The organism is Flavobacterium sp. 22659 (genome assembly GCF_052044235.1).
Lineage (GTDB): Bacteria > Bacteroidota > Bacteroidia > Flavobacteriales > Flavobacteriaceae > Flavobacterium > Flavobacterium johnsoniae.
This window is the reverse complement of the sequence record NZ_JBQEMU010000003.1, coordinates 222,659-248,638: the sequence shown is the minus strand read 5'-3', so window position 1 is coordinate 248,638 and position 25,980 is coordinate 222,659. Positions and strand designations below refer to the sequence as shown.

The following is a 25,980-nucleotide window of genomic DNA, read 5'->3' as shown; positions in this document are numbered from 1 at the left end:
TTAGTAAGTCCTTTTATTCTGTAATCGGTGCGCCTGCTAAGATTTCAGCATTGGCAAACTCTTCAAATTTGGCAAAATTAGCTTTAAATTTCTGTGCTAATTCTAACGCCTTTTTATCATATAAATCTTTGTCTTCCCAAGTGTTTCTTGGATTTAAAATTTCGCTTGGAACGTTAGGACAAGATTGTGGTTTTGCAATTCCAAATACTTTGTGGTTTACATACTCTACATTATCCAGTTCACCGTTTAATGCAGCAGTAATCATAGCACGAGTATATTTTAACTTCATACGGCTTCCTGTTCCGTATGCACCGCCAGTCCATCCTGTATTGATTAACCAAACTTTTACATCAGCATCTTTCATTTTTTTGCTTAACATTTCAGCATATTTAGTTGGATGCAAAGGCATAAATGGCGCTCCAAAACAAGCAGAGAAATTAGGCTGTGGTTCTGTAACTCCTGCTTCAGTTCCGGCAACTTTTGCTGTATATCCAGAAATAAAATGGTAAGCAGCCTGACCCGGAGTTAATTTTGAAATTGGAGGCAGAATTCCGAAAGAATCTGCTGTAAGGAAAAATATATTTTTTGGGTTATGACCAATAGAACCCGGCTGAATATTGTCGATATGCGTTATTGGGTAACTTACACGAGTATTTTGAGTAATCGAAACATCATCAAAATCTACCTCATTAGTTCCTGCTTTAAAAACCACATTTTCTAAAAGCGCTCCTTTTTTAATCGCTCTAAAAATGTCTGGTTCGTTTTCTTCTGTTAAGTTGATTACTTTAGCGTAACATCCGCCTTCAAAGTTAAAAACTGTATTTTCAGCAGTCCATCCGTGTTCGTCGTCTCCAATTAATTTACGTTCCGGATCTGCAGATAAAGTTGTTTTTCCTGTTCCCGATAAACCAAAGAAAATTGCTGTATCGCCATCTTTACCAACATTAGCGCTGCAGTGCATTGGTAATGTGTTTTCGAAAACCGGTAAAATGAAGTTTAAAGCAGAGAAAATTCCTTTTTTCATTTCTCCTGTATAACCCGTTCCTCCAATTAAAGCAATTTTTTTAGTAAAATCAAGAATCGCAAAATTTGACTGACGTGTTCCGTCTACAGCAGGATCTGCCATAAAACTTGGAGCGCATACTACTGTCCATTCTGGAGTAAAGTTTGCCAGCTCAGAATCTTCCGGGCGTAAGAACATGTTGTAGCAAAACAAGTTCGACCAAGCTGTTTCGGTAACAACGCGAACGTTTAATCTGTAATTTGGATCTGAACAAACATACGAATCACGAACAAAAACCTCTTTGTTCGATAAAAATGCTGTTACCTTATTATATAATTTCTCAAAAGCTTCTGGTGCAAACGGTATATTTACATTTCCCCACCATACTTTATCTTCTGTAATGCTGTCTTTTACAATAAAACGATCTTGTGGAGAGCGTCCTGTAAATTCACCTGTATTAATTGCCAAAGCACCTGTAGAGGCCTCAACACCCTGTCCTGACTGCACAGTTATTGCATGAAGCTCATCTGCTGATAACTGGTAACGAACCGTTGCATTTTCTATTCCTAATTCTTTTAACGAAATCGATTGCGCGAAAAGTGTGTTATTGTCCATAAATTTAATGTTGTGTGTGTTATTTTTTGGGTGCAACAAAATATAATTTTACTTAATCTTAAACGTAAAGTCCAAGTTTGCAAATTGTTATATTTTTTTATCAAGATGATAAAAAGCAATAAAAATTCACATAAGTAACCTTATATGTTAATTATGAGACAAAATTAAAGATTAATTTTAATACAGAATTTTTTTTTCGGGATTTTATGATTTTTTCCTCAAAATAGTAAGAAATAATACCGCCCAGCCTATAATTAATAAAAATCCGCCTAAAGGTGTTGCGAATACGATAATTTTAGAATCAAAAACTGTAAGACTTTTTGTAGCTAAAATATAGATCGATCCGCTAAAAAGAACAACTCCTGCTACAACTAAATTATAGATTGTTTTTACGGTTTTTTCGGCAATATCTTTTCGGGTAGAAAGAAAAAGTAAAAAGAGAGCGTGGTACATTTGGTAACGAACCCCAACTTCAAAAGTGTTTAACTCTTCAATAGACAAATATTTTTTTAATAAATGGGCTCCAAAAGCTCCAAAAATAATAGCTAACATCCCTATAAAAGCACCAGTTAAAACAATTTTTCTTTTCATATTTTCTAAACTTTAATTTTAAACAAAAATACTTCATCCTATTCAATTTTCGTTTTAGTTTCTCAATTATTTCAGCACTCGAAAACGTATTTTTTTATGTGAGATAGAAATAAAAGAATATCATTTTTCAAATTAAATTTGTTATATTTATAACATTTAAATATGTTTGTGTTAAAATATTAGAATTATGAGAAGCGTTTTAATAATTGGAGCCGGCAGATCTGCTTCATCTTTGATAAATTATCTGCTTAAAAAATCAGAAACCGAAAACCTGCATCTTGTTGTTGCTGATTTGTCTTTGGCCTTAGCCGAAAAAAAGACACAAAAGCATCCCAATGCAACTCCAATTGCTTTAGATATTTTTAATACCAAAGAAAGACAAACGGCTATTGAAAAAGCTTCGATTGTAATTTCGATGCTTCCTGCACATTTACATATCGAAATTGCTAAAGATTGTATTCTGTTTAAAAAACACCTCGTAACGGCTTCTTACATTAGTGATGCTATGCAGGCTCTGGATCAGGAGGTAAAAAAGAACAATTTGATTTTCATGAACGAAATTGGTCTTGATCCGGGCATAGACCACATGAGCGCCATGAAAGTTATTGACGAAATCAGGTCAAAAGGCGGTAAAATGCTTTTGTTTGAATCTTTCTGCGGTGGTTTAGTAGCTCCGGAATCTGATAACAATTTGTGGAATTACAAATTTACGTGGGCACCAAGAAACGTGGTTTTGGCCGGACAAGGCGGCGCTGCGAAGTTTATTCAGGAAGGCACTTATAAATACATTCCGTATAGTGCTTTGTTTAGAAGAACCGAATTTCTGGAAGTAGAAGGTTACGGAAAATTTGAAGCCTATTCTAACCGGGATTCTCTTAAATACCGATCAGTTTATGGTTTAGATGATGTCCTGACTTTATACAGAGGAACAATTAGAAGGGTTGGTTTTTCGAGGGCATGGAATATGTTTGTACAACTGGGAATGACTGATGACAGTTATATTCTTGAAGGTTCTGAAAACATGAGTTATCGCCAGTTTATCAATTCTTTCCTTCCGTATCATCCAACAGATTCTGTCGAAATTAAAACCCGACTGATCTTAAAAATCGATCAGGACGATATTATGTGGGACAAACTTCTGGAACTGGATTTATTTAACCCAGACAAAAAAGTAAATCTGCCAAATGCTACTCCGGCTCAAATTTTAGAAAAAATCTTAACAGACAGCTGGGCTCTTGAACCAGAGGATAAAGATATGATCGTAATGTATCATAAATTTGGTTATGAACTAAACGGCGAGAAAAAGCAAATCGATTCGAAAATGGTCTGCATTGGCGACGACCAAACTTATACGGCAATGGCAAAAACGGTTGGACTTCCGGTGGCAATAGCAACATTGTTAATCTTAAACGGAAAAATCACAACACCAGGTGTTCAGCTCCCAATTAAGAAAGAAGTTTACGAACCTATATTAAAAGAATTAGAAGAATACGGCGTTATTTTTAACGAACAAAAAGTACCTTATTTTGGATATAATCCAGATTTATTTTAATCTGGATTCTTCATTTTTTTTAGAATTTTTTTTTAGTTTATTTTATCCGCTTCTATCTTTTTAGAAGCGGATTTTTTTATTTTTTTAAGCAACGGAAACAAAGAGAAAAACTTAGCGTCTTAGAGTCTCAGTAATTCTACTTCTCACTCTGAATAGTAATTGGCAATCCATAACTTACACGAACCGGTTCTCCATTTTCAGTTGCAGGAATCCATTTTGGAGAAAGTCTTAAAACTCTAACAGCTTCATCTGCTAAACCATATCCCAAATCTTTTGTAACTTTAATTTCAGATAAACTTCCGTCTTTTTCAATCATAAACTCCATTAAAACTTTTCCCTGTACTTTGTTTTTTGAAGCTTCTGCAGGCATTTTAAAATTTTTACCAATAAACTTATAGAATTCTGTTATACCGCCAGGAAATTGAGGCTCATTTACACTAGTAGTATCATAACTAACTTTAAAATCATTTTGATCTTTTAAACTGTTTGTCTGAGCTGTAGTTTTTGTAGAAAAAATAAACAGTAATAAACCGCAAATCGCAGTTGCAAAACCCATTTTTAAAGCAATTTTTGTCGAATTTTCTTTTTTGGTCATCATAAGTAAACGTTTTTTAGTTATTAAATAGTTAATATTACTAGCAAGCGAAATCGTATTTTTATTCGAAGCAAAATCAAGCAATAAATTCTGATAATCTGAAACCGAATTAAACTGTTCATTTACAGCTTCATCAGCCAAGAACTCATGATTGAGCTTAATTGCTTTTTTTAAAAGAGAAAGAAACGGATTAACCCAAAATACAATTTGCAGTACTTCAACAAAAAGAACATCCAGAGTATGCCCTTGTTCTAAATGCGCCCTTTCGTGTGCAATTAATTCTGATGGAATTTTTCCCATTTCAAAATCTGTTTTATTGACAAAAACGGCATTCCAAAAAGAGTGAGGTAAAACCGCCTCATTGGTTAAAACTACTTTGACACCATTTACGAAGCAGATTTCTTTTCTTTTTAATTTTATAAAAAATGAAATTAGGTTTAAAACAAAACGAAGAGCCAGCACTATTGAAACAATAACATAAACACGAATTAAATAATAGAAAATAGTATACATGATGTAATTTTCATTTAAAGGAGCGCGTCCTTTTTGAATCACTATTCCTTCTAATTGAATATTGTTTATTCCCGTTTCAAATGTGGTTTTTATTGAGAACAGCTGCAGCGGAATTACAAAACTAAAAATCAAACTTCCAATAAGATAGGCACGGTTAAAACGAAACATTTTTTCGTTCTCCAACAACAATTTATATACTGCATAAAAAACAAAAAGCAGTATTCCTGATTTTAAAAGATAGGTTATCATTTTTTCTTTTTTTGAATTTCTGAATCGATTATTTTTTTAAGATCTTCCAGTTCCGAAGCTGTTAAATTGGTTTCGGTAGTAAAAAACGAAGCAAACTGCGATGCCGAATTATTAAAGAAATTACTAATGAGCCCTTTTACATGTTTTGCAAAATAGTCTGTCTTTTTTACCAGCGGATAATATTCTCTCGAATTTCCAAATTCGTTATACGCCACAAATTTCTTGTCGATCATTCGTTTTAAAAGCGTCGCCACGGTTGTCGTTGCCGGTTTTGGTTCTGGATACGCTTCGAGCAAATCTTTCATAAAAGCTTTTTCAAGCTTCCATAAATGCTCCATTAATTGTTCTTCTGCGTTAGATAATTGTATCATGGTTTTGTATTTTCAAGTTTTTCTGTTTCAGATAATTCTTTTTTGTATTGCTCCAAATTCCATTCAATATTCATTTTTGCAGCATATTCGGCCATTGTGCCAAGTCCAACTTCTGCGCGTCTTTTGTCTACATTATCCGGGTCTATCATTGGTGCAATACAAATTTTACCCGTCTTTTTATTCTTTGAACTCTGACTGCCATAAATTTGTTTTTTCCCTTCTCTCAGCGCTACTCTGTCTTCCAGATACGCCAGGTTTCCAGGATTTGCATTACCGTTTTTAACCGCTTCTCTCATCATAGGCAGATATTTTTGCTGGTATTTTAAATCAGAATGCTGAATTACAAGAAACAACGTTTGATTTCCTTGTGTTCCCACTACATTTTTTCCTAACCAGCCTTTTTCGTCCAGTATTTTCATAACCTTAATAAGATTAATACTGTCTTTTCTTTCCATAATTTTACCAATGCTGTCAATTTTCTTTTTATCAGGTTTTGAGGCTCTGTAAACACTCATAAATTCGCCGCGAATTTCCTGATCTTCGGTATAAATCTCTGCAAGTTCTTTCTCCAGCACTTTATCATAATTTGCCCCAATAACATCTAACTTCTTCTGCAGTTTATCAATTGTTTTATTCCATTCTTTTTCTGAGTGCAAAGGCTTTAAATCGTCATCAATTTTAATATGTGCAATATTCTCGTATCCGTTATCGATAGAAAGATTCAGCCATTTAAATGCTTTTTTATTTTCTTTTGCCATAGAAGCAGAACAACCGGCATTGTATAAGTCCCGAAAGTCTTTCTTTTCTATTTTAAAGGCTTTATCATAATATGAAACCGACAGTTCATAGTTTTTTGCCGCATAACAAGAATCTGCTTTACGAACCCAATCTTTATAAGTTTGAGCCTGCATTACACCAATATTCATTGTGATAAAAAAGAAAGCAATTAGTTTTTTCATAGACATATTTAATTAACGGTTATTCTCTACACTTATAGACGTTGTTCTACAAATGTAGAGTTAAATTTTTAATATGCAAGAAAAAGAGGTCTTTTTTTTTAGGAACAAAGGTTCAGAGAGACAAAGGGACAGAGGTTTTCTTTTGAATTTAAAAACATAGGAAACAAAAAAAATCCGCTCATTTCTGAACGGATTTATATAAAACTTTGCACCTCTGTGCCTTTGAACCTTTGTCCCTTTTTTACTTACTTAATTCCACAAAATATTTGTAAAACAACGGAATAGTCTCAATACCTTTTAGGTAATTAAAAATTCCGAAATGCTCATTTGGCGAGTGAATAGCATCGCTATCCAAACCAAATCCCATTAAGATTGTTTTGCTTTTTAATTCTTTTTCAAACAAAGCCACAATTGGAATACTTCCTCCAGAACGAACCGGAATTGCAGGAACTCCAAACGTTTCTGTATACGCTTTATTCGCCGCCTGATATCCAATGCTGTCAATTGGCGTTACATAACCTTGACCACCGTGGTGAGGCGTTACTTTTACTGTAACTCCAGCTGGAGCAATGCTTGTAAAATGTTTTGTGAAAAGTTCTGTAATCTCTTCCCATTCCTGATTTGGAACCAAACGCATCGAGATTTTAGCAAAAGCTTTACTCGCAATAACCGTTTTAGCACCTTCGCCAGTATAACCGCCCCAGATTCCGTTTACGTCTAAAGTTGGACGGATTGAGTTTCTTTCGTTGGTTACATATCCTTTTTCGCCGTAAACATCGGCAATGTTCAAAGCATTTTTATATTTTTCTAAGCTGAAAGGCGCTTTTGCCATTTCGGCTCTTTCTTCTGCAGATAATTCTTCTACTTTATCGTAGAAACCTGGAATTGTAATATGATTGTTTTCGTCGTGAAGCGAAGCAATCATTTTTGCCAGAATATTAATTGGGTTCGCCACAGCTCCACCGTATAAACCTGAGTGCAAATCGCGGTTTGGACCTGTAACTTCTACCTCAACATAACTCAAACCTCTTAAACCTGTCGTAATAGACGGCTGTTGGTTGGAGATCATTCCTGTATCTGAAATTAAAATTACGTCGTTTTTCAGTTTTTCCTGATTGCGCTCTACGAACCAAGCCAAACTTGCCGAACCTACTTCCTCCTCACCTTCGATCATGAATTTTACGTTACAAGGAAGTGTATTGCTTTGCACCATTAATTCAAGCGCTTTTACGTGTATGTACATCTGACCTTTGTCGTCACAAGCTCCACGCGCGAAGATTGCGCCTTCTGGATGAATATCTGTAGTTTTAATAACCGGTTCAAAAGGTGGTGAAGTCCATAATTCTAATGGATCTGGCGGTTGTACGTCGTAGTGGCCGTAAACTAAAACCGTTGGAAGATTTGGATCTATAATTTTCTCTCCGTAGATAATTGGATAACCTGGAGTGTCGCAAGTTTCGACATAATCGCACCCTGCTTTTGATAAACTTTCTTTTACAGCCTCTGCTGTGTCAATAACATCTTGAGAATATGCAGTGTCGGCAGAAACCGACGGAATCTTTAATAATTCGATCAATTCGTTGATAAACCGATCTTTATGTTGTTGAACGTAGGACTTAATATTTTCCATTTAAATTATTTTTATAGAAACCCAAAAGTACAAAAAAGAGAATTAAAAAAAATTTTGAAAAAATGCTTTGATAATTCAAAAGTATGCCTATCTTTGCACCCACAATTACCGCGGATATGGCGAAATTGGTAGACGTGCCAGACTTAGGATCTGGTGCCGCAAGGCGTGTAGGTTCGAGTCCTATTATCCGCACAAAAAGAAGCTTCTGAAGATATTTCAGAAGCTTTTTTGTTTTTACGCCTATTTTTGCACATCATTTATTCCAAATAATTTTTGCAAATTTTTCAAAGTAAGCGGTCCACCAATATGCGCTACTGTTTCGTTTTGCATTGTCACAAACTGAATACTTTTAGTTCCCATCATTTTATCATAAAGAATGCCCACTAAATCCCCCTTCCAATTCTTATAAATAAAACTCTCTCCTTTTTTATATTCAGCACTATTCATCGTCTTAGACACTTCATTGTAAATCTCTATAATTTCTGCCTTTTTAAACATAAAATGCCATCTTACATCGTTTTTAGAAGTTCCATCTGGCATATCTAAAACATAGATTTCACCAAACCTATTCATTTTTGTTGTTCCCATATTTACAGAAATCACCTCATCTGGCTTGCTTTCCTCGGAACGTTTCATTATTTGCGCATTAAGATTAAAACCAAAAATCAAAACAACTGCCAATAATAATTTTTTCATTTCTTTTTCCATTTAAATTAATAATGATCAAATTTAATTTGGCTTAAACTGACTGTTTTACGGAAAATCGTAAAATGAGAAATTTATTTATCAATTACTCATACATATTATTTCAAGAACGTAACCATAATATTGTCATTTCGAGGAACGAGAAATCTTCACAAGAAGCTCTACAAAGATTGGTTTTTCGTTACGGAGTTACTTGCGAAGATTTCTCCTTACGTCGAAATGACAAACTTTGTGAAATTTTATATTTATCAATCATCTTGACGAAAGGAGATTTCAGCATAACCAACGGGTTGTACACATGAAAAAAATTATGGAGATCAATCTGAATTTTTTTGTCGGTTTGCTGTTTTGGTTTCTCCTTTCGTCGAAATGAAAATAATCTCTTTTATTTACTCAACATCAAAATAAGGATCGAAAACCTCCGCCAGTTTATTCATCCAATAAAAATTATCATCGATATTAGGTAATTCCGATTCTAAGGTTTCGCATCCGCGCATAGAACATAACGTAAGCGCATAATTTACCTGCCGTATCATTTTCGCCATATCTTTTGGATCTAGAATTTCAGTGAAAAAATCTTTTAATCTGTTTTCTACCTCTTTAGAAAAACCACCTGTAGCCATTATCTTATTTTTTATTTGAGACAAATATAATAATTTGTATGCTAATTGGCCTACATGAACAAAATAAATCTTTTCACTTTTGAAATATGAATATTTCAGAAGAAACTTTTCTCGTTAATCTTGGTGTTCACGTTAGACAATTACGTGAAAAGAAAGGCTTATCTCAACAAGGTTTAGCTGACGACTGTAATATTAACAAATCTCAAATAGCAAGATTAGAAGTTGCTAAAGTAAATACTGGCATAAAAACCCTTGTAAAAATTGCTAATGCTTTAGATATTGAACCTAAAGAATTGCTTGATTTTACTTTGAAATAGAAATAACCTCTATTTATAAAATGATCAAACTCGTTTTTTCCAGAAATAAAAAAATCATCTCACTTTTACTCATCAGCTTTATTTCTTGCGAAAAAGTAGATTGTAAAAAATTGACAGCTATTTATCAAAAAGGGAGTTTTAATATAATAGTAAAAGAAATGCCTGTTTCTTCATCAAGACATAATTTCTATATAAAAGGCAAAACTTTAAATTCTAACACTGACACTATTTATGATGAAGAAAACAGATGGCTTTGCGAATATTACAAAGAAATTGAAATTGGAGACACAATTAGAAAAAATGAAAATGAAGCTATTCTTAGTATTTTTAAAAAAGACTCTATTTTAAAGCTTCAATTTGACTGTAAATAATTAACAATTCAGCTAAACCCTTTTCTTTTCATTCCAAACATAAAAAAACCTCCAGCTAAAGCAGGAGGCAATTCATAGAATCTTATAATCTCAATAATCTGTGGCTAAAAAAACTTTGCTCCCGAAGCCTCGGGACTGCGACTTTGCGAGAGATTCATAAGTATAAAAATTATGTACTTTAAAAATTAATCTCGCACACGAAGTCGAAAAGTTTGAAATTTAATTTTTGGGATTTAATAACTCAATTATCTTATCGACATTCACTTCACTATAATCATTAATATAAAAATCACATGGCGGAAGCTGTTCTTTTGTATGCGTGCTCAAAACGCCTACGACTTTCATTCCCGCATTTAATCCTGCTGTAATACCCGAAAAAGAATCTTCGAAAACCACACAATCAGACGGAGAAACACCAACACGTTCTGCCGATTTTAGATATACTTCAGGATTTGGTTTATGAAACGTAACGTCTTCTGACGACATCATCGAATCCATTTTTTCGCCTAGTTTCAGGAAATTGGCAATTAAATCCAAGTTTGCACGAGGCGCTGATGTTGCAACTGCCGTTTTAAAACCACGAGATTTTAATTCGCTTAAAAAGTCCATATAATGCGGAATCGTATCGACTTTGTCTTTGTAGATCTCACGAAACATTCCTTCTTTTTCGTCTTCTAATTTTATCAGTTCTTCTCCCGCAATTGGGCGTTTGAAGAAATGCGTCATGATATAACTATTGTGTTTTCCGTACATATGTTCTTCAAATTCTTCTTTCGTGTACGGAATATTATATTTATCGAAAAACTTTTCAAAAGCGATTACATGATGCGGATTTGTATGCGAAATCACACCATCCATATCAAAAATTACACATTGCTGGCTCATAATTTTGTTTGTTGTTTTTAACGGTTGCAAGATACTGATAAGTGTTGTTTACCACAACAATTAAACGCACTGTTTGTCATTTCGACGAAGGAGAAATCTCCACAAGAAGCTCGACAAAGATTGGACTTTCGTTGCGGAGTTACTTACGGAGATTTCTCCTTCGTCGAAATGACATAAAATGAGAGCAGAACTTAGAACCTGAAACATTAAACCTGAAACAAAATCTCTACCCAATCCAAATCTTGCTTTTCACCAAAGTCATAGTCTGTCTCAAATGCTGATTGCAGGCAATAAGAATTATCAAAACCAATAAACCGTAACCCACAATGGTGTAAATCTCCATATCGGCCAATAAAGTCGACTGTTTGGTAATACTTCCAAAAATCTTTTTCATAGCTAAAACATTCGCATTATCTGCGGAATATCCTTTGGCAATAAAACTCTGTGTCGCGTTTGCAATGTTTTGCTGTGCTTCGGGATTTTCGCCAGTTACAAACTGACTAAGTTTTAAAAAGTGTTTTTTGTTTAAAAATACGGTTGCATTCTGCATGACGCAAAAACCAATCGTGCTTCCCCAGAAACGTCCCGAAACGCCCACAATTCCAGAAGAAACCGCCATATTTGCAGGAACCGAAGAAGTAGTAAATAAAATCAACGGAACAAATAACAATCCAACTCCGATGCCCTGCAAAAAGTACGGAACAATAATATCTGATAAAGCCACATCGGGCACAAATAGAAACGTAAACCAAAAATGATACAAGGCAATCAGCGAAAAACCAATCAGAAAAATGATTTTGGTCGAAAGCGATTTCATCAAGAAAAAAGCCGCCAAGATCAATCCGATAATATTTCCGAGTCCGTTAATGTATTGCACACCCGCAACTCGAGACGGATCCCAATTCCAAATCGAATACATCGCCGAATGGCAAAGACTCAGCGTTGCTCTGCTGATATAAAACAAGAAAAACAATAAAAACCCAATTCTCAGATTGGCATATTTAAAAACTTCAAAATTAAAAGTCGGCCTTTTAACCAAAAGCTCTTTGAAGATAAACAAACCTCCTGTAATAAGTGCCGTAATAAGCATTAAAACCATTTGAGAAGATTCGAACCAATATTTTTTCTCGGCATACACAAAAAAGTAGGCACCGCAAAGAATCGCTGTTAAAACCAAAAAATAGCTCATCCAGTCGATTTGATACAACGGGATTTTCTTTGTTGTTCGGTGCCCACGAAAAGTAACCAAGATTAAAAAGACATTTAAAACCTGCAGTCCGCCCGAAACATACAGCATGTATTTCCAGTCGTAATGATCCAGAAACCAAACCGCAATATTCATAATAAAAGGCGTTGACAACAGTAGAGAACCATAATAAAAGGAAAAACCAATTATAATGGCATTTTTAGAATCAAACTGCTCAATAAGCAATTGTCTGATAGTAATGGCAGGAAGCGCCATTAAGATTCCTTCGGCAACTCTCAGCAATAGAAAAACCGCAAAATTATCGACATAACCCGACGTCACAATCGTAACTCCAATTAAGGAATAAACGCCCATGAGGTAATTTTTGGCAGGGAAAAAACTCGAAAATCGGCTTTCTATAAGAATTGTAGCCAGCAGAGTTCCATACGTAACGCACATCGCGTACTGCAAATCTTCGGGCTCGATGTCCAGAAAACTTGCCGCATACGTTACGTTTGACGTATAAACCCCCAATAAAATCATGGAATGCAAAAGGCAAACAAACAAAATTGTAATGATTGCCCATTTTGGAACCCATGATTTAAAAATACTTTTATCTTCCATTTTAGTGTGCTGCGATCACAGTAATATTCATTCCCGCTCTTAAAAAGTCGGCTTGTTTGTCGCTGTCTTTCAACTGAATTCTAACCGGAATTCTTTGTTCGATTTTTACGAAGTTACCCGTTGCATTATCTGGAGGAAGCAATGAAAATCTTGCCCCACTCGCAGGCGATAAAGATGCAATTGTACCAACAAAAGTTTTATCGCTTAAAGCATCGGCTTTAATTTCAACATCTTGTCCAACGGTTAAATATTGCAATTGCGTTTCTTTAAAATTGGCCGTAATCCATTTTTCTTTACTCACAATTGACAATAAAGACTGACCTTCTTTTACCAATTGTCCAGGCTGTAAAGTTCGTTTTCCAACCCAACCGTCATAAGGCGCTGTAATTATGGTGTACGAAAGAAATAAAGCAGCATTATCTGCAACAGCTTGTTTTGAAGCAATATTGGTTTGCGTTGTCGGAACATTTGCTTCGGCAACAGAAGTACTCAAAGCAGATGAATAAATTCTATTTTTCATTTCCTGAAAATGCGCCTGCGCCGATTCGTAATCAGCTTTTACTTTCTCTAATTGCTGAGAAGTTGCTGCTTCTTCGCTTACCAAAGCTTTGTATCTTTCGTATTCCAATTTGGTTTTCCAAAGATTCGATTTTGCCGCTTCTAACTGCGCTTCGTTAATCGCTGTTGCACTTGCCGTATTTATAGCATTTTTCTGCGCTACAACGCTGTTTTGCTGTGCGTTTTGAACATCAGCAAGAGCCACATTCAATTTTGATTTATATTCACGATTGTCAATTACAACCAAAGTATCTCCTTTATGCACAAACTGGTTTTCGTTAAAACGAACTTCCTGCACATAACCCGTAATACGCGACATAATTGGCGTTACATATTGTTCGACTTGCGCGTCATTGGTTTCTTCGTGATTTCTATTGAACACATAAAACCAAATTCCTAAAATAACACCGCTTATAACAAGCACACACGCAATAATTGTTATTAGTATATGAAACGTTTTATTTCTTCTAGTTTCATTTTTTATCTTAACCATAAACTCTATATCTTTAATTATTTTCCCCGAATTAAAATCCGGCGCTACAATATGAATCGTTCCTTCGGAACTGAATCTATATTTTTTAATCTTTTACTTCTTTTTTCTTGTCTCTTGCTTCTAAGGCTTTAGCCTAATCCCTCACCATCTAGCTCTGCGGAAGCATTCCAGCCGTATGAAGCAGTTCGTAATGTTTTAAAACCGCATCCAATCGCGTAGAAATTTTGTTGTATTTCGCCTGAAGCAAAGCATTATCAGCGTCAACCATTTCGGTAATTAAAACCAGTTGATTCAAGTATTTTAACTTTACAATGCGGTAATTTTCGTCGGCCAAATCCAATGCCTTGTCAACAACAACAAACTTTTCAAGAATTTCTTGGTATTGCGTATGCTCTTTATACAACTTGTCCTGAATTTCCTCTTTTACAATTTCATTCTGCATTTCCTGCCATTTAATTTTGGTGCTCGCCTGCTCCATTTTGGTTTTATTTTTATATAAAGACGAAAGATCAAAAGTGGCTTCAATACCAACTTGCCCTAAAGTATACAGATACGGATTAGGTGGAAAGAATTTATAGTTCGGATAATAAAAACCGTAATTCCCAAAGAAATGGACACTTGGCAAATAGTTTCCTTTTACCATTTTGAGTTCGGTTTTACTGATATTCAGCTCCTGACTAGCAATACGCATTTCTTCGTTTTGCAAAGCTTTATTCATATAAAAGTCATACGGATCCAAACCATTCATTTCATCCAAACTAGACGTTGTATCAATCGCAATTTCTTCGTTTTGTGGAATCTGGATCAGCGTTTTCAGATCGTGAAGTGCGATTTTAATGTTTTTGGAGTTAGTTAACGCATTCAATTCGCGATCTGAAAGCTGTAATTCGGCACGAATAACTTCGTTTTTCGTAACCGTTCCATGTTTTTGAAGCGATTGTACTTCTTTCAATCGGCTTTTTTCTTCTTTGATGTTTTCTTCGAATATTTTCTGAAGTTCCATCATTTTATAAATTGCCAAGTAGTTTGCCACCACTTCAAGCTCGATATCATTTTCAGCCTTTTCGGTTTTTATTTTAGCAATTTCATTTTCCTGATTGGCAATTTTGATGGCATTATTGATCTTATTTCCGGCGTAAATTGGCATTTTAAAAGTCGAGTTGACCTCATAGATTTCAGGAATTGCCGGTGTAACTTCTTTGTCTTTTAAAAACCCGCTTCCTTTAAATTCGGTAATATTCGTAATTCGAGAATACATGCCGTTTAGCTGTACGTCTGGCAGTCGGAGTTCTTTTCTTTCTTTAATGTTTTGCTCTGAGAGCGTGACCTCCAATTGAGATCTAAGGATTTTTTTGTTGTTTTCTTTAGCCAGCTTCAAAGCATCATGCAATGAAACAGTATGAACTTCCTGCGCTTGTAAGCCATTGAATGCTAATACAATTAAGAATAACAGCAGGATTCTGGGAAAACAATCGTCTGTAGAATTTGTTGTTTTAAGGAACATGAATAATTAAATATTTGATGCTGCAAAGTTCCTTCATTTTTCTGGTGACTGATAATTCTAAAAAGCCAAGAACATATTCATTTCAGACAAATGTTAAAATCGTATTTTTCGAAAACGTTATATTAAAACACTGAAAAACAATTTATTACAAAATATATTTTGATTGTGAAATTTTCACGCAGATTTTAATAGATTTTAGCAGATGCGCGCAGATTATACTTTTTTCCCCGAAATAATTATTTAACACATAGAAACATAGGCTTTAACTAATCAATAAAAATTAAAAATAAATGATACATCATTCACACATAGCTATGTGCATTAATGCTAAGTGAAACGCCTTTCAACACAATAAAAACTATGTTTCTATGTGTTTAAAAATATCTGTTGAATCTGCGTGAAATAGAAACTATTTACTTTCTAAAATCTCTTCTCCGTTTAAGTAATCGGAAGGTCTTTGCCCTAAAATTTTGAAGAAAGTGTTGCTGAAAGTCGGAACACTATTGTAACCAACTTCTTCGGCTACCTCTTTTACCGAAAGCTTTCTTTCTAATAAAAGTTCGATCGCTTTTAGAATTCTTCTAATAGTATAATATTGAATAAACGACATGCCAAGATCTTTTTGAAACAAGCGATACAAAGAGCGTTCACTGAAACCGAATTCATGGGCAACATCGGCAAAAAGAATCGTTTCTCCCAGGTTATTTTCAATATAACGAAGGATTTTACTAAGTCGTTTGTCTTTTGGCTGTGGTAATTCTAAAGGAAGATTATTGGTGCATATCTGCGGAAGAATCGCTTTTATCGCTTTAGCAATGGCAAAATTCGGAGTTCCTTTTTTAAGATCACCGTTCCATCGATTGGTAAAAAGCATCATTTGCAGCAATAAGTTATTAACCGGATAAATTCCTTCTGCTTTATAAAAGTCATCTTCGTCTTTTTCAACAGGAAAATACAGATTTCGCATTGTCACACTTTCCGATTTCGGCTCGATGCTATGCTCCACTCCACTCGGAATCCAGATAAAATGCCTTGCTGGCAAAAAGTACGTTTTGGTTTCTGTAGTTACAAAAACAACATCCCCTTCTGCATAAAGCAATTGTGCTTTAACATGCTTGTGTGGCGGAATAAATAATTCACCCATCAAATCGTGGTGGCAGTAAATGCTTTTTTTATCGGCATCTACTTTCTTGATGTAATATTTATCGAGTTTTTGACCGGAATGTTCCATTAATGCGATTTCTTATTATAAAGATAAGAAAGAAATTTAACCGCAAAGCACACAAAGTAAAAGCGCAATCCCGATAGCTATCGGGAGCAAAGCTTTTATACTTAAAATTTTTAGCCACAGATTAAAAGGATTAGAAGGTTTTTTTAAAATCTGTGTTAATCTGTACAATCTGTGGCTAAAATAAATTTGCGTTTTTTACGCAAATCCCAGCTCCTGATAGCTATCGGGATTGCGGTTAAATATAAAAAACAAAAAAGCCTTTCCGTTAAGAAAGGCTTTTAACAACTTAGGCGGTCTGGACGGGACTCGAACCCGCGACCCCATGCGTGACAGGCATGTATTCTAACCAACTGAACTACCAAACCCTGCGTTATTGCGAGTGCAAAAATACAACAGATTTTCGTTTCTGCAAGCGTTTTTACGAATAAAATTTGAGAAATTTTTAATCGGCTAAATTCCAATATTTTAAAAATTGACAATAAAATCAAAAAAGAAGAAGTTTCTTTCTTTTTCTTAACCGAAAGGTATATAAAGTTAAAAACGCAAAGTCCGCAAAGCTTAAAAAAACTTTGCGGACTCTGCGTTCCCAATAGCTATGGGGGTAGTACTCTTTAAGGTAAAAAACAAAAAACCAAAAGTGTCTTAAATCAAAAAAGCCATCCACAAAAGTGGAAAGCTTTTCATTGGTCTAACTACTAAACCAGCTGCGAGTTACAAAGTCGCAGCAAAACAACACAACTAATCTTAGATACCGTTTTTGGGCAAAAAAGCCTTTCTGTTAAGAAAGGCTTCTCCCAATATTGCGGTCTGGACGGGACTCGAACCCGCGACCCCATGCGTGACAGGCATGTATTCTAACCAACTGAACTACCAAACCTCTGCGTTATTGCGGTTGCAAAGATATAACAGAATTTCGTTTCTGCAAGCATTTTTGTAAAAAAAATGAAATAAATTTTCAAATATTTATCCAAAGTTTTGTTTTTCAACCAAATATGTAGTCAATATTTTTTCAAAATTATCGCCAACATTTACCGGAACGTACTTAATTTGGTTCTTTGCACAAGTTAAAGCCAGGTTTTTAAAGTACGCCGCAGCCCTTTTTTCATATTCTGATTTAACATTATCAGCAAAAATCGAAACCTCTTCTCCTGATTCTAAGTCAATAAACTTTCTTGGTGTGTTATCAAAATCAAATTTCAATTCGGTTTCATTATCTACTACGTGAAATAAAACTACTTTGTGTTTATTGTGTTTAAGATGTTGTAAAGCGCTAAAAAGCTTTTCATCATCTTCTGTCTGAAACATATCGGTAAACAAAATAATCATCGAACGGCGGTGCATTTTCTCTGCTATTTGATGCAGATATGTAATGGTATCAGTCGTTTTTTTGACTTTTGGCTGCACCAATAATTCTTCCAGCTTGTTCAATAACATTCTGTGATGACGATCGCTTCCTTTTTCTGGAGCGTAATATTCATATTTATCCGAGAAAACGCTTAAACCTACAGCATCACGCTGTTTCTTTAGAATATTCATTAAAACCGCCGAAGCCAAAACTGCAAAACCAATCTTTTTTTCGTAAAAAGGCTGATTTGATTTGAGTTCAGGATAATGCATCGAAGAAGAATTATCGACAATTAAATGACAGCGTAAATTGGTTTCTTCCTCAAAACGTTTCGTGTACAAACGATCTGTTTTGGCAAACAATTTCCAATCTATATGTTTGGTGCTTTCGCCTGCGTTATACACTTTATGCTCGGCAAATTCAGCCGAAAATCCATGAAACGGACTCTTATGCATTCCCGATATAAAACCTTCCACAACCTGATTCGCCAGCATTTCTAAGTGCTGAAAACTGGAGACTTTTTCTATTTCCGATTCAATTTTCATTCGGTTTCTTTTTTAATATTTTGTGCTTTATAAAGCAAATCTGTTGCCTGAAACAATTTGCGTTTCAAGATTGGACTAAAATTAGGGTTTTCTTTTAAAAATCGCTGTACTTCATCAAAAGCAAATTTTGATGAATATCTTCCAACCGTATTATCCAGCCAGTCTTTCGGAAAGAAAATATCTCCCGTTCGCTGAATTTCATCAACCAAATCTAATGAAAATCTAATATATTTCTGCGCACTTTCCTGACGAAGCGGATGATGGATATTGACTAAACCAACATCAACCCAAGATTCTTTCTCTCGATTTTTATCGTCTTTTAAAGATTCCATAAAGGCATTTCGAACCGATTCGTCTTTTGATAATGAAGGTAATAAAAACTCAAAACGTTTTTGTTTATCCGGATTTGTAATTGTTGTTCTGGTTTTCTCCAAAATTTCATCGGCTTTTGGATGTTTAAAAATCGCCAGATTCATCGCCATATTAGTGTAATCGTCTTCATTTAATTTTAAACCCGGAATTACAATTTCTTTATTCCATATTTGATATAATTTGGCTTTCGCCGAATCTGAATATGCAATCGAACTAAACAACCCAAATAAAGTCTTTTTAATATTTGCCGATAAATTGCCTTGTAAACGCTGATATAAAATATCTTCAAGCTGTTTCTGAACTTTATTTTGCTGCTTTATGGTGAAAAATCTCCAATAAATTGTGTTCAGACTATTAGAAGCAATTCTTAAAACCAATTCGTTTTCTTCTTCTTGAACTCCCTTTAAAAAACTATCATAAGCTTTATCTGCCGGCACATTTCCAATTAATGTGTTTTCATAAAGATTGCTGTAACTTGATGCTCGAGCAACCTCATCTTTTAAATTCGAAATATAATTTAAATTATTCCCGTCAAGCGGAAAAACACCATATCCAAAACCATTATAATTATAAACTATTGCCAATGGTTTTTCAAGTCCAATTGCTTCTTTTAAAGCCAGGCTTTTGTCGTTAATATTAACCGTTAAAACCTTTATATCATTAGCATAAACTAAACCTATCTGAAAAACCTGCGGCCAAACGTTATTGGATTTATCTTCTGCCTGCTGTTGAATTTCAAATTTCTTGATTCGTTTTTTAGAATCGTATTCAATCTTATCTGTAAAAATGGCTCGTCCTGATTTGTTTACCCAAACCTCGCTCCATTTTTTCATATCAAGCGGTGTTTCGTCATCTAGAATTTCTACGAGATTATTCCAATCCGCATTGTCGTTGGCGTATTTCTGAATGTATTTTTGAATTCCCTTTTGAAAAGCATCTTTTCCCATAGAAGCTTCAAGCTGACGCATCATAATTGGTGCTTTGTTGTAAATAATAGCGCCGTAAAGCGACCCAGCATCTTTTAAATTCGCCAAATGTTGTTTAATTGGATGCGTTCCCAAAGATCGATCTTCTGCGTAAGCGCTAGGATAATGCGCGGTAAAAAACTGCAGATTATGATTGACTTTTGGAAAAATTGGGTTCATGATTTTATCGGCCATGAAGTTGGCAAAAACTTCTTTCATCCAGACATCGTCAAACCATTTCATCGTTACCAAATCACCAAACCACATGTGTGATGTTTCATGTGCTATGAGTTTTGCGCGGTTTAGTTTTTCGCTGTCGGTTGCGCTGTTATCTAGAAATAAAGTCGATTCTCTGTACTGAATTGCACCAACATGTTCCATTCCGCCATATTGAAAAACGGGAATTGATGCAAAATCTAACTTCTGAAACGGGAATTTATAATTGGTATATTCTTCCAAAAAATCTAAAGACTGCTTATGTAAATTGAAAATCGTATCAGTGCTTACTTGTATTTTTTCAGGATTATTTTCACGATATAACATAGTCATTTCCAACTTACCTGTTTCCTTTTTCACACTTTTGAACTCTCCTGCCACAAAAGAAAATAAATAGGTACTCATTTTATCTGATTGACCAAATCCCCAAACCATAAAATCAACACCATCAATTACCATTTCATGCACTCCTGTAATTGGAGCCGCAGCTAAAACCTTCCAGTCTTTCGGCACTTGTAAAGCCATAGTATAAACCGCCTTAATATCCGGCTGATCTAAACATGGAAATAAGGTGCTTGCCCGGTCCGGAACTAATAAAGTATAAAGAAAATCATTATTTCTATTCAAGGATAAATTCCCTGCAATAAAAGAAATCTCAACATTGTTTTTTCCTAAAATTAATGCTTCCGGAGAAATAATAATATGCCCTTTTTCATGAACAATTACTACCGCTTTTGAGTTTACTTTAATAGATTTTATATTTGAGGTTTTCTCCTTAAAATCTAAATATAACGGCTGACTTAAATCTGATATCGTTAAATTGAGATTTAGTCTGGTATTAATATCTTCCGCTTTTTTATAGGGAATCTCGAAATACATATCATATCGAACATCAGAAACCTGTTTTTTACGAAAATGTGCTAATTGTTCTGAAACGCCTTCCTCTAAAATCACACTTTCTTTTTCTTTAGACTGCGAAAAACAACTCGGAATCAACATAACAAAACAAAGAAAGGTGTATAGAATTTTCATTTTTAAGGGATATAAGATGGGTTAAAAATAGCAAAAATCAAGCGTTTAAAAAAAGTCATACACAATAAAAAAAGGCTTGACGACTGCCAAACCTTTTTCCAAACTTACTAATTCAAAGCTATCCAAAAATAAAATTATTCAGTTTGTTGAAAATCAAAACTTAAATCTCCTGCATTGTAATTAGCTGAAACATTGGTTGGGAAAGTTTGTGAAGTTCCGCTTATCCATCTGTATTCGTTAAATGTAATGTGTCCAGCAACAATTGGATAAGTAACATTACTAAGATCTGCTTTATTCTTTTTGTACCAGTCATTAGAATTCATGCTTATCAAATATTTTTTGTCTTTTTCAAGAGCTAAAACGCTTATTTCTTTTTTCACCTCAACATCTGCAGATGCAGCATTTATAGTCTCAGAACGAAGCACTGCTTTTGTTGTATAGTCCCAGATCGTTACACGCACTGCCGAATTCACTGCAGGCAATTTTAAAGTGACTGCCTTTATATTCCCTTTTACAGTTGGTGTAAAAACCAGCCCAAATTCATAATCTCCAGAATTCACAAAATTGGTTACGGTTGTAAATCCTGTTTGAGTATAATAAACCGCTAGTGGATTTTCTGTCTCAAATTTTGGTGTATTTTCTTTATCGTCGTCACTGCTGCACGAAACAGTAAAAATCGCCGCAGATAATATGGTAAAAAGTATTTTTAAAGTTTTCATAATAATTTATTTTTTGATTATTTCTTATTAGTTGGATAAATGGGTTATTATTTGCTTTTTAGAAATTATGGCTGAATGTTTAAACGTGCGCAAACTTCTTCGTAGCTCATTTTAGAATAATCTAATTTTGCCGCTTTTGATGTTGCGGCAACTCCGCCGGGAATTAAAATATAGCGCCAGCTAAGTGTTGTTGGAAGATTTACCGTAGTGCCGTCTGCGGCATGTTTAAATCTAAAAAGTTTAATTTTTTGTACGCTTGCAATGGCAGTAATTGTGTTAATATATCCTCCTGCTGTTGATGTATAAGGCAGTGTGTAAACACCTCCTCCAAAAGACATATAGACCAATACCGTTCCTTTAGATACGATGTCTGCTGATAGTTCCGGAGCATTAATAGTTGTAGACAATCCTGAAGTTCCATCAATTGTTTCTGCCGCTGCCGCAGGAGCTGTTATCCATGCACTGTAAATAACATTTGCTGATCCCGTTGCTCCAGTTGGACCTGCTGGACCTGCTGGTCCAACGGCACCATCTACTCCATTAACTCCGTCTGTTCCGTCATCGCTGCTGCATGAAATTGTAGAAATTGCAACAAATAAAATTGTAAGAATGGTTTTTGAAAATTTCATAATAATTTTGGTTTTTAAATTGTCAAATGATTCATATTTAATTCAATAACATTATTTTTGTAAAAATCAAAAGGCTGTCAGGGATAGTTATATTCAGCTCGTGAATTAATTACAAGACAAATTTGCGTCAATAAAACCGCGGTAAAAACAGCCAATAGACAAACAACACTTTAAATAGACAGACGACATAATTTAAGTTTGGATGATGAAAAAATACACTTGTATTATTATTGATGACGACGAAATCGACAGGCTGACTGTATTGTCTTTTGCTAAAAAATTCCCGATTCTGGATATTTTAGGTGTTTTTGATTCTGCCGAAGAAGCACTTCCTTTTATAGAAAAACAAAAAGTTGATATTTTGTTTCTGGATATTGATATGCCAGAATTAAACGGTATTGAATTCAGAAAACAAGCAATGGAAATTCCGGTTTGTATTTTTATTACCGCGCATCCTGAACATGCGGTTGAAAGTTTTCAGATAGAAACGCTTGATTTTATTGTAAAACCATTAAAACTGGACCGTTTTGCCCAAACTGTAAACCGAATTGAAGAGTTTATGGAAGTTCGGCTGAAAGCTTCTCTTTTTGAAGCCAGCATTGGCGGTGATACTATTTATATAAAAGAAGGCCACGATCAGACCAAAGTTAAGCTTCACGAGATCTTATACCTCGAAGCTTTAAAGGATTATACTTTGATTATTACCGATAAAAAAAGACATTGTGTTTTATCAAGCATTGGCAATCTTTTAAAAGAAGATCATTTTCAATCTTTTATACGAATTCATAGAAGTTATGCCGTTCAAAAGCAGTTTATTCAAAAAATGAATTCGACAGAAATCATTTTAAACAATAATATTACAATTCCGGTTGGCAGAAGCTATAAAGAAAACCTAAACCTGATTTAGATGAAAAAAGCCGGATTTGTGTTTTTGTTTTTTATCAGTATTTCTGTTTTTGCACAGCAGGAACCAAATTTAGCAAGACTTAAAACCAGAAACGAAAAACTAAAAGCCTGGCTCAAATACACTGAAGAATTTTTAGATTTAGAAGATTATCCAAAACTCATCGCTGCCTCTCAAAAAGGAATAATATTATCTAAAAATCATCCCGTTTACACAAGCAGGTTTTATCTTTATATAGGAACTGCTTATGAATTCAGCAATAATCAATATCAAAAAGCATTGATTAATTATGAAGAATCTTTAAAATATGCCCGTAAGGCACATCATCTTCAAAATGAAACTTCGGCTTTAATGAGGCTTAATTATATTTATTATTCGCTGAATGATACTTTAAAAAGAAAAGACTTAATTGTTTATATAAAACAAGTTCTTGATACTACAAAAAATATTTATACTCAGGCTGTTCTTAACGGAAGTTTAGGTGAATATTACCTTGATTATGCTCAATATGAAAATTTTATCAATTATCAATTAAAAGCGATCAATTATAAAAAACAACTTGAAAGAAGCGTCGCAAATACCGAAAATATTGGTGTTTCTTATTGTCAGATTGCGAGTGCTTACATCAAAATGAAACAATTTGATAAAGCAATTGAATACTTAAATGAAGCAAGACCTTATATAAAAACATCTCCTTATGTAAGCGCATTTTCATGTAACTATTATATGCAGTGTTTTGCAGCGCAGAAAAAACCAGACAGCATAAAAAAGTATTACGCCTTAGTCTATTCCTACCCCACTGCCAAAGATTCTTTGTTTCTTAATTTGAGTTTTGCCAATCAAAGTATGTCTAAATTTTATGCAGGTCAAGGTCAGATAAAAACAGCTTATGATTATGCTAAAAAAGCGGTTTCATTTGGAGAAAAATCAACAGATGAAGAGATTTTAATGGAAGCCAACGCTATAATGGGAAAGGTTTTATATGAAAAAGGAGAGTATAAAAATGCTATTGAAACACTTAAAAAAGCATCTGTAAACGCACTCAATTACGATAAAGAATCATTTGTAAACATTAACAAACAGCTATCTGAAAGTTATGCTGCTCTTGGTCTTTGGAAAGAGGCATTTCGATATAACGAAATTTACAGCAAATACAACGACGAAATAATGAACGAATCGGCGAAACAAAATATTGCGAATGCCGAAGCCCGTTATCAAAATAAAACGAAACAACAGAAAATCAAGAATCTTGCGAGCGAAAACACAATCAAAAACATTCAGATTGCAGAGGCTAAAAAGCAGCGTATTTATTTAATTTCAGGACTTGCACTGGTTGGCATTATTGGATTATTGCTGTTCAGGCAAAATCAAAACAGAAAAAAAACCAATCAGAAATTACAGGTTTTAAATCAGGAACTGGACGAAGCCAATAAAATCAAAGCAAGGTTTTTCAGTATTTTAAATCATGATTTAAGAAGTCCTATTTCAAATCTGATTCACTTTTTACATCTCCAAAAAGAAAATCCTGAATTGTTAGATGAAGAAACCGCGGCGAGAATGCAGACTAAAATTATTTCGGGAGCAGAGAATTTATTATCCTCCATGGAAGACATTCTGCTTTGGAGCAAGGGACAGATGGAAAACTTCAAACCTCGTTTTAAAGAAATTCCTGTAGAATCTATATTTTCAGATACACAGAAACATTTTTCGAGTAATGAGAACATCTCAATTTCATTTGAGAACCCCGAAAATCTCATTTTACATACAGATGAAAATTATCTAAAAACCATCATCAGAAACTTAACGGGAAATGCCATAAAAGCACTCGAAAAAAGTGAAAACCCAAAAATAATCTGGAAAGCCCAGCAGGCAGACAACCAAACATTGCTTTCTATAACCGATAACGGTACGGGCGGAAATCAGGAAAAATTCAAGGCTCTTTACGACGATTCAGAGGTTATCGGAATTAAAACCGGATTAGGATTACATCTTATACGTGATCTCGCAACAGCAATCAATTGTAAAATCGAAGTCTCTTCAAAACCAGATTTAGGAACAACTTTTACTATTGTTTTTAAACACATAGAAACATAGTTTTTCATTGTGCATAAAAGGCGTTTCACTTGTTTTTTAAAACACATAGCTATGTTTGTTTAAATAAAATGAAATGCCTTTTATTGTATTGAGTTTACAAAAAGCTATGTCTATGTGTTTAAAATATATCCTCCAATAAAAAAGGCCTGAATATATCAGGCCTTTTTTATATAAATCATAATCTTACGATTACAACAAAGCGTCTAAGCTGTCAGCGTAGGTTTGTTTTGGAGCAACTCCAACTTGTTTTCCTACTACTTCACCGTTATGAAAAACCAAAACGGTTGGTATGTTACGCACACCATATTTAGCAGCAAATTCCTGGTTAGCATCTACATCAACTTTACCAACCACAACTTTTCCTGCATATTCATCGCTTAATTGGTCAATGATTGGACCAACCATTCTACAAGGACCGCACCATGCTGCCCAAAAATCCACCATTACTGGTTTATCTGATTTTAAAACTACTTCGTCAAAAGTAGCATCTGTTATTGCTAATGCCATAATTATTTTTCTTTAAAGTTATCTTCAGCTCTTATCTCGGGGAGACTTTTTAAAAACTTTCAGAACTGAGGTACAAA

Annotated in this window: 23 protein-coding genes and 3 tRNA genes; 6 read left to right on the top strand and 20 right to left on the bottom strand. The window is 34.5% G+C overall.

The window, feature by feature from the left end:
* Positions 1-13 precede the first annotated feature (13 nt).
* Together pckA and ACTJIW_RS04860 are read right to left on the bottom strand one after the other, a co-directional pair.
* The gene (pckA, locus tag ACTJIW_RS04865; protein ID WP_149205667.1) at positions 14-1,618 is read right to left on the bottom strand and encodes a phosphoenolpyruvate carboxykinase (ATP); all 1,605 of its coding nucleotides are present in this window, start codon (positions 1,616-1,618) and stop codon (positions 14-16) included.
* Between the two features lie 204 nt (positions 1,619-1,822).
* Positions 1,823-2,209 (bottom strand): DUF423 domain-containing protein, encoded by a 387-nt coding sequence (locus ACTJIW_RS04860; protein WP_012023445.1) that lies wholly within the window; start codon positions 2,207-2,209, stop codon positions 1,823-1,825.
* A gap of 187 nt (positions 2,210-2,396) precedes the next feature.
* Between ACTJIW_RS04860 and ACTJIW_RS04855 the strand changes: the two genes are divergently transcribed.
* Positions 2,397-3,761, top strand: coding sequence for a saccharopine dehydrogenase family protein (locus ACTJIW_RS04855; RefSeq protein ID WP_440714621.1), 1,365 nt, complete (start codon positions 2,397-2,399; stop codon positions 3,759-3,761).
* A gap of 136 nt (positions 3,762-3,897) precedes the next feature.
* Here ACTJIW_RS04855 and ACTJIW_RS04850 read toward each other — a convergent pair whose 3' ends face one another.
* The 4 genes from ACTJIW_RS04850 to ACTJIW_RS04835 all read right to left on the bottom strand — a co-directional run bounded on the left by ACTJIW_RS04850 (position 3,898) and on the right by ACTJIW_RS04835 (position 8,078).
* Complete coding sequence (locus ACTJIW_RS04850) at positions 3,898-5,118, bottom strand: M56 family metallopeptidase (protein ID WP_440714622.1); 1,221 nt, start codon at positions 5,116-5,118, stop codon at positions 3,898-3,900.
* The gene (locus ACTJIW_RS04845) at positions 5,115-5,489 is read right to left on the bottom strand and encodes a BlaI/MecI/CopY family transcriptional regulator (protein ID WP_012023442.1); all 375 of its coding nucleotides are present in this window, start codon (positions 5,487-5,489) and stop codon (positions 5,115-5,117) included. The genes ACTJIW_RS04850 and ACTJIW_RS04845 overlap by 4 nt, the downstream gene beginning before the upstream one ends.
* Entirely contained in the window at positions 5,486-6,448 is a 963-nt protein-coding gene (locus ACTJIW_RS04840) for a DUF6624 domain-containing protein (RefSeq protein WP_440714623.1), read from the bottom strand. Before ACTJIW_RS04840 ends, ACTJIW_RS04845 begins: the two co-directional genes overlap by 4 nt.
* 241 nt (positions 6,449-6,689) lie before the next feature.
* Positions 6,690-8,078: a dipeptidase gene (locus tag ACTJIW_RS04835; protein ID WP_440714624.1), complete on the bottom strand. Its 1,389-nt coding sequence runs from the start codon at positions 8,076-8,078 to the stop codon at positions 6,690-6,692.
* Positions 8,079-8,188: 110 nt separating this feature from the next.
* On the opposite strand from ACTJIW_RS04835, the gene ACTJIW_RS04830 reads away from it, so the two are divergent.
* Positions 8,189-8,270, top strand: a tRNA-Leu gene (locus tag ACTJIW_RS04830).
* 48 nt (positions 8,271-8,318) lie between these two features.
* Here ACTJIW_RS04830 and ACTJIW_RS04825 read toward each other — a convergent pair.
* The gene (locus ACTJIW_RS04825; protein ID WP_440714625.1) at positions 8,319-8,774 is read right to left on the bottom strand and encodes a hypothetical protein; all 456 of its coding nucleotides are present in this window, start codon (positions 8,772-8,774) and stop codon (positions 8,319-8,321) included.
* A gap of 398 nt (positions 8,775-9,172) precedes the next feature.
* On the bottom strand, positions 9,173-9,406 hold the full coding sequence (locus ACTJIW_RS04820) for a hypothetical protein (protein WP_012023438.1): 234 nt from the start codon (positions 9,404-9,406) through the stop codon (positions 9,173-9,175).
* Between the two features lie 86 nt (positions 9,407-9,492).
* On the opposite strand from ACTJIW_RS04820, the gene ACTJIW_RS04815 reads away from it, so the two are divergent.
* Positions 9,493-9,723 (top strand): helix-turn-helix domain-containing protein, encoded by a 231-nt coding sequence (locus ACTJIW_RS04815; protein WP_012023437.1) that lies wholly within the window; start codon positions 9,493-9,495, stop codon positions 9,721-9,723.
* A gap of 20 nt (positions 9,724-9,743) precedes the next feature.
* Positions 9,744-10,094, top strand: coding sequence for a hypothetical protein (locus tag ACTJIW_RS04810; protein WP_433814865.1), 351 nt, complete (start codon positions 9,744-9,746; stop codon positions 10,092-10,094).
* Between the two features lie 219 nt (positions 10,095-10,313).
* Here ACTJIW_RS04810 and ACTJIW_RS04805 read toward each other — a convergent pair whose 3' ends face one another.
* The 11 genes from ACTJIW_RS04805 to ACTJIW_RS04755 form a co-directional block, all read right to left on the bottom strand.
* Positions 10,314-10,979 (bottom strand): HAD family hydrolase, encoded by a 666-nt coding sequence (locus ACTJIW_RS04805; protein WP_440714626.1) that lies wholly within the window; start codon positions 10,977-10,979, stop codon positions 10,314-10,316.
* 226 nt (positions 10,980-11,205) lie between these two features.
* A complete protein-coding gene (locus ACTJIW_RS04800; RefSeq protein ID WP_440714627.1) occupies positions 11,206-12,789 on the bottom strand; it encodes an MFS transporter in 1,584 nt (527 codons plus the stop codon).
* Between the two features lies 1 nt (position 12,790).
* The gene (locus ACTJIW_RS04795) at positions 12,791-13,840 is read right to left on the bottom strand and encodes an HlyD family secretion protein (protein ID WP_440714628.1); all 1,050 of its coding nucleotides are present in this window, start codon (positions 13,838-13,840) and stop codon (positions 12,791-12,793) included.
* A 148-nt stretch (positions 13,841-13,988) separates the two neighbouring features.
* Positions 13,989-15,344 carry a TolC family protein gene (locus ACTJIW_RS04790; protein WP_440714629.1) on the bottom strand — a complete coding sequence of 452 codons (1,356 nt, stop codon included), beginning with the start codon at positions 15,342-15,344 and terminating at the stop codon, positions 13,989-13,991.
* Between the two features lie 409 nt (positions 15,345-15,753).
* Complete coding sequence (locus ACTJIW_RS04785; RefSeq protein WP_440714630.1) at positions 15,754-16,575, bottom strand: helix-turn-helix domain-containing protein; 822 nt, start codon at positions 16,573-16,575, stop codon at positions 15,754-15,756.
* Between the two features lie 291 nt (positions 16,576-16,866).
* Positions 16,867-16,940, bottom strand: a tRNA-Asp gene (locus tag ACTJIW_RS04780).
* A gap of 438 nt (positions 16,941-17,378) precedes the next feature.
* Positions 17,379-17,452: transfer RNA gene (locus tag ACTJIW_RS04775), tRNA-Asp, on the bottom strand.
* Between the two features lie 86 nt (positions 17,453-17,538).
* A complete protein-coding gene (locus tag ACTJIW_RS04770; RefSeq protein WP_149205674.1) occupies positions 17,539-18,465 on the bottom strand; it encodes a DUF58 domain-containing protein in 927 nt (308 codons plus the stop codon).
* Positions 18,462-21,050: a M1 family aminopeptidase gene (locus ACTJIW_RS04765; protein ID WP_440714631.1), complete on the bottom strand. Its 2,589-nt coding sequence runs from the start codon at positions 21,048-21,050 to the stop codon at positions 18,462-18,464. Before ACTJIW_RS04765 ends, ACTJIW_RS04770 begins: the two co-directional genes overlap by 4 nt.
* A 134-nt stretch (positions 21,051-21,184) precedes the next feature.
* Positions 21,185-21,769: a hypothetical protein gene (locus ACTJIW_RS04760; protein WP_440714632.1), complete on the bottom strand. Its 585-nt coding sequence runs from the start codon at positions 21,767-21,769 to the stop codon at positions 21,185-21,187.
* A 65-nt stretch (positions 21,770-21,834) separates the two neighbouring features.
* Entirely contained in the window at positions 21,835-22,398 is a 564-nt protein-coding gene (locus ACTJIW_RS04755) for a collagen-like triple helix repeat-containing protein (RefSeq protein WP_440714633.1), read from the bottom strand.
* A 202-nt stretch (positions 22,399-22,600) separates the two neighbouring features.
* On the opposite strand from ACTJIW_RS04755, the gene ACTJIW_RS04750 reads away from it, so the two are divergent.
* Positions 22,601-23,305: a LytR/AlgR family response regulator transcription factor gene (locus ACTJIW_RS04750; RefSeq protein WP_274252144.1), complete on the top strand. Its 705-nt coding sequence runs from the start codon at positions 22,601-22,603 to the stop codon at positions 23,303-23,305.
* Positions 23,306-25,396, top strand: coding sequence for an ATP-binding protein (locus ACTJIW_RS04745; RefSeq protein ID WP_440714634.1), 2,091 nt, complete (start codon positions 23,306-23,308; stop codon positions 25,394-25,396).
* Positions 25,397-25,585: 189 nt separating this feature from the next.
* On the opposite strand, the gene trxA is transcribed toward ACTJIW_RS04745, so the two are convergent.
* The gene (gene trxA / locus ACTJIW_RS04740) at positions 25,586-25,903 is read right to left on the bottom strand and encodes a thioredoxin (RefSeq protein WP_012023423.1); all 318 of its coding nucleotides are present in this window, start codon (positions 25,901-25,903) and stop codon (positions 25,586-25,588) included.
* Positions 25,904-25,980: the final 77 nt, after the last annotated feature.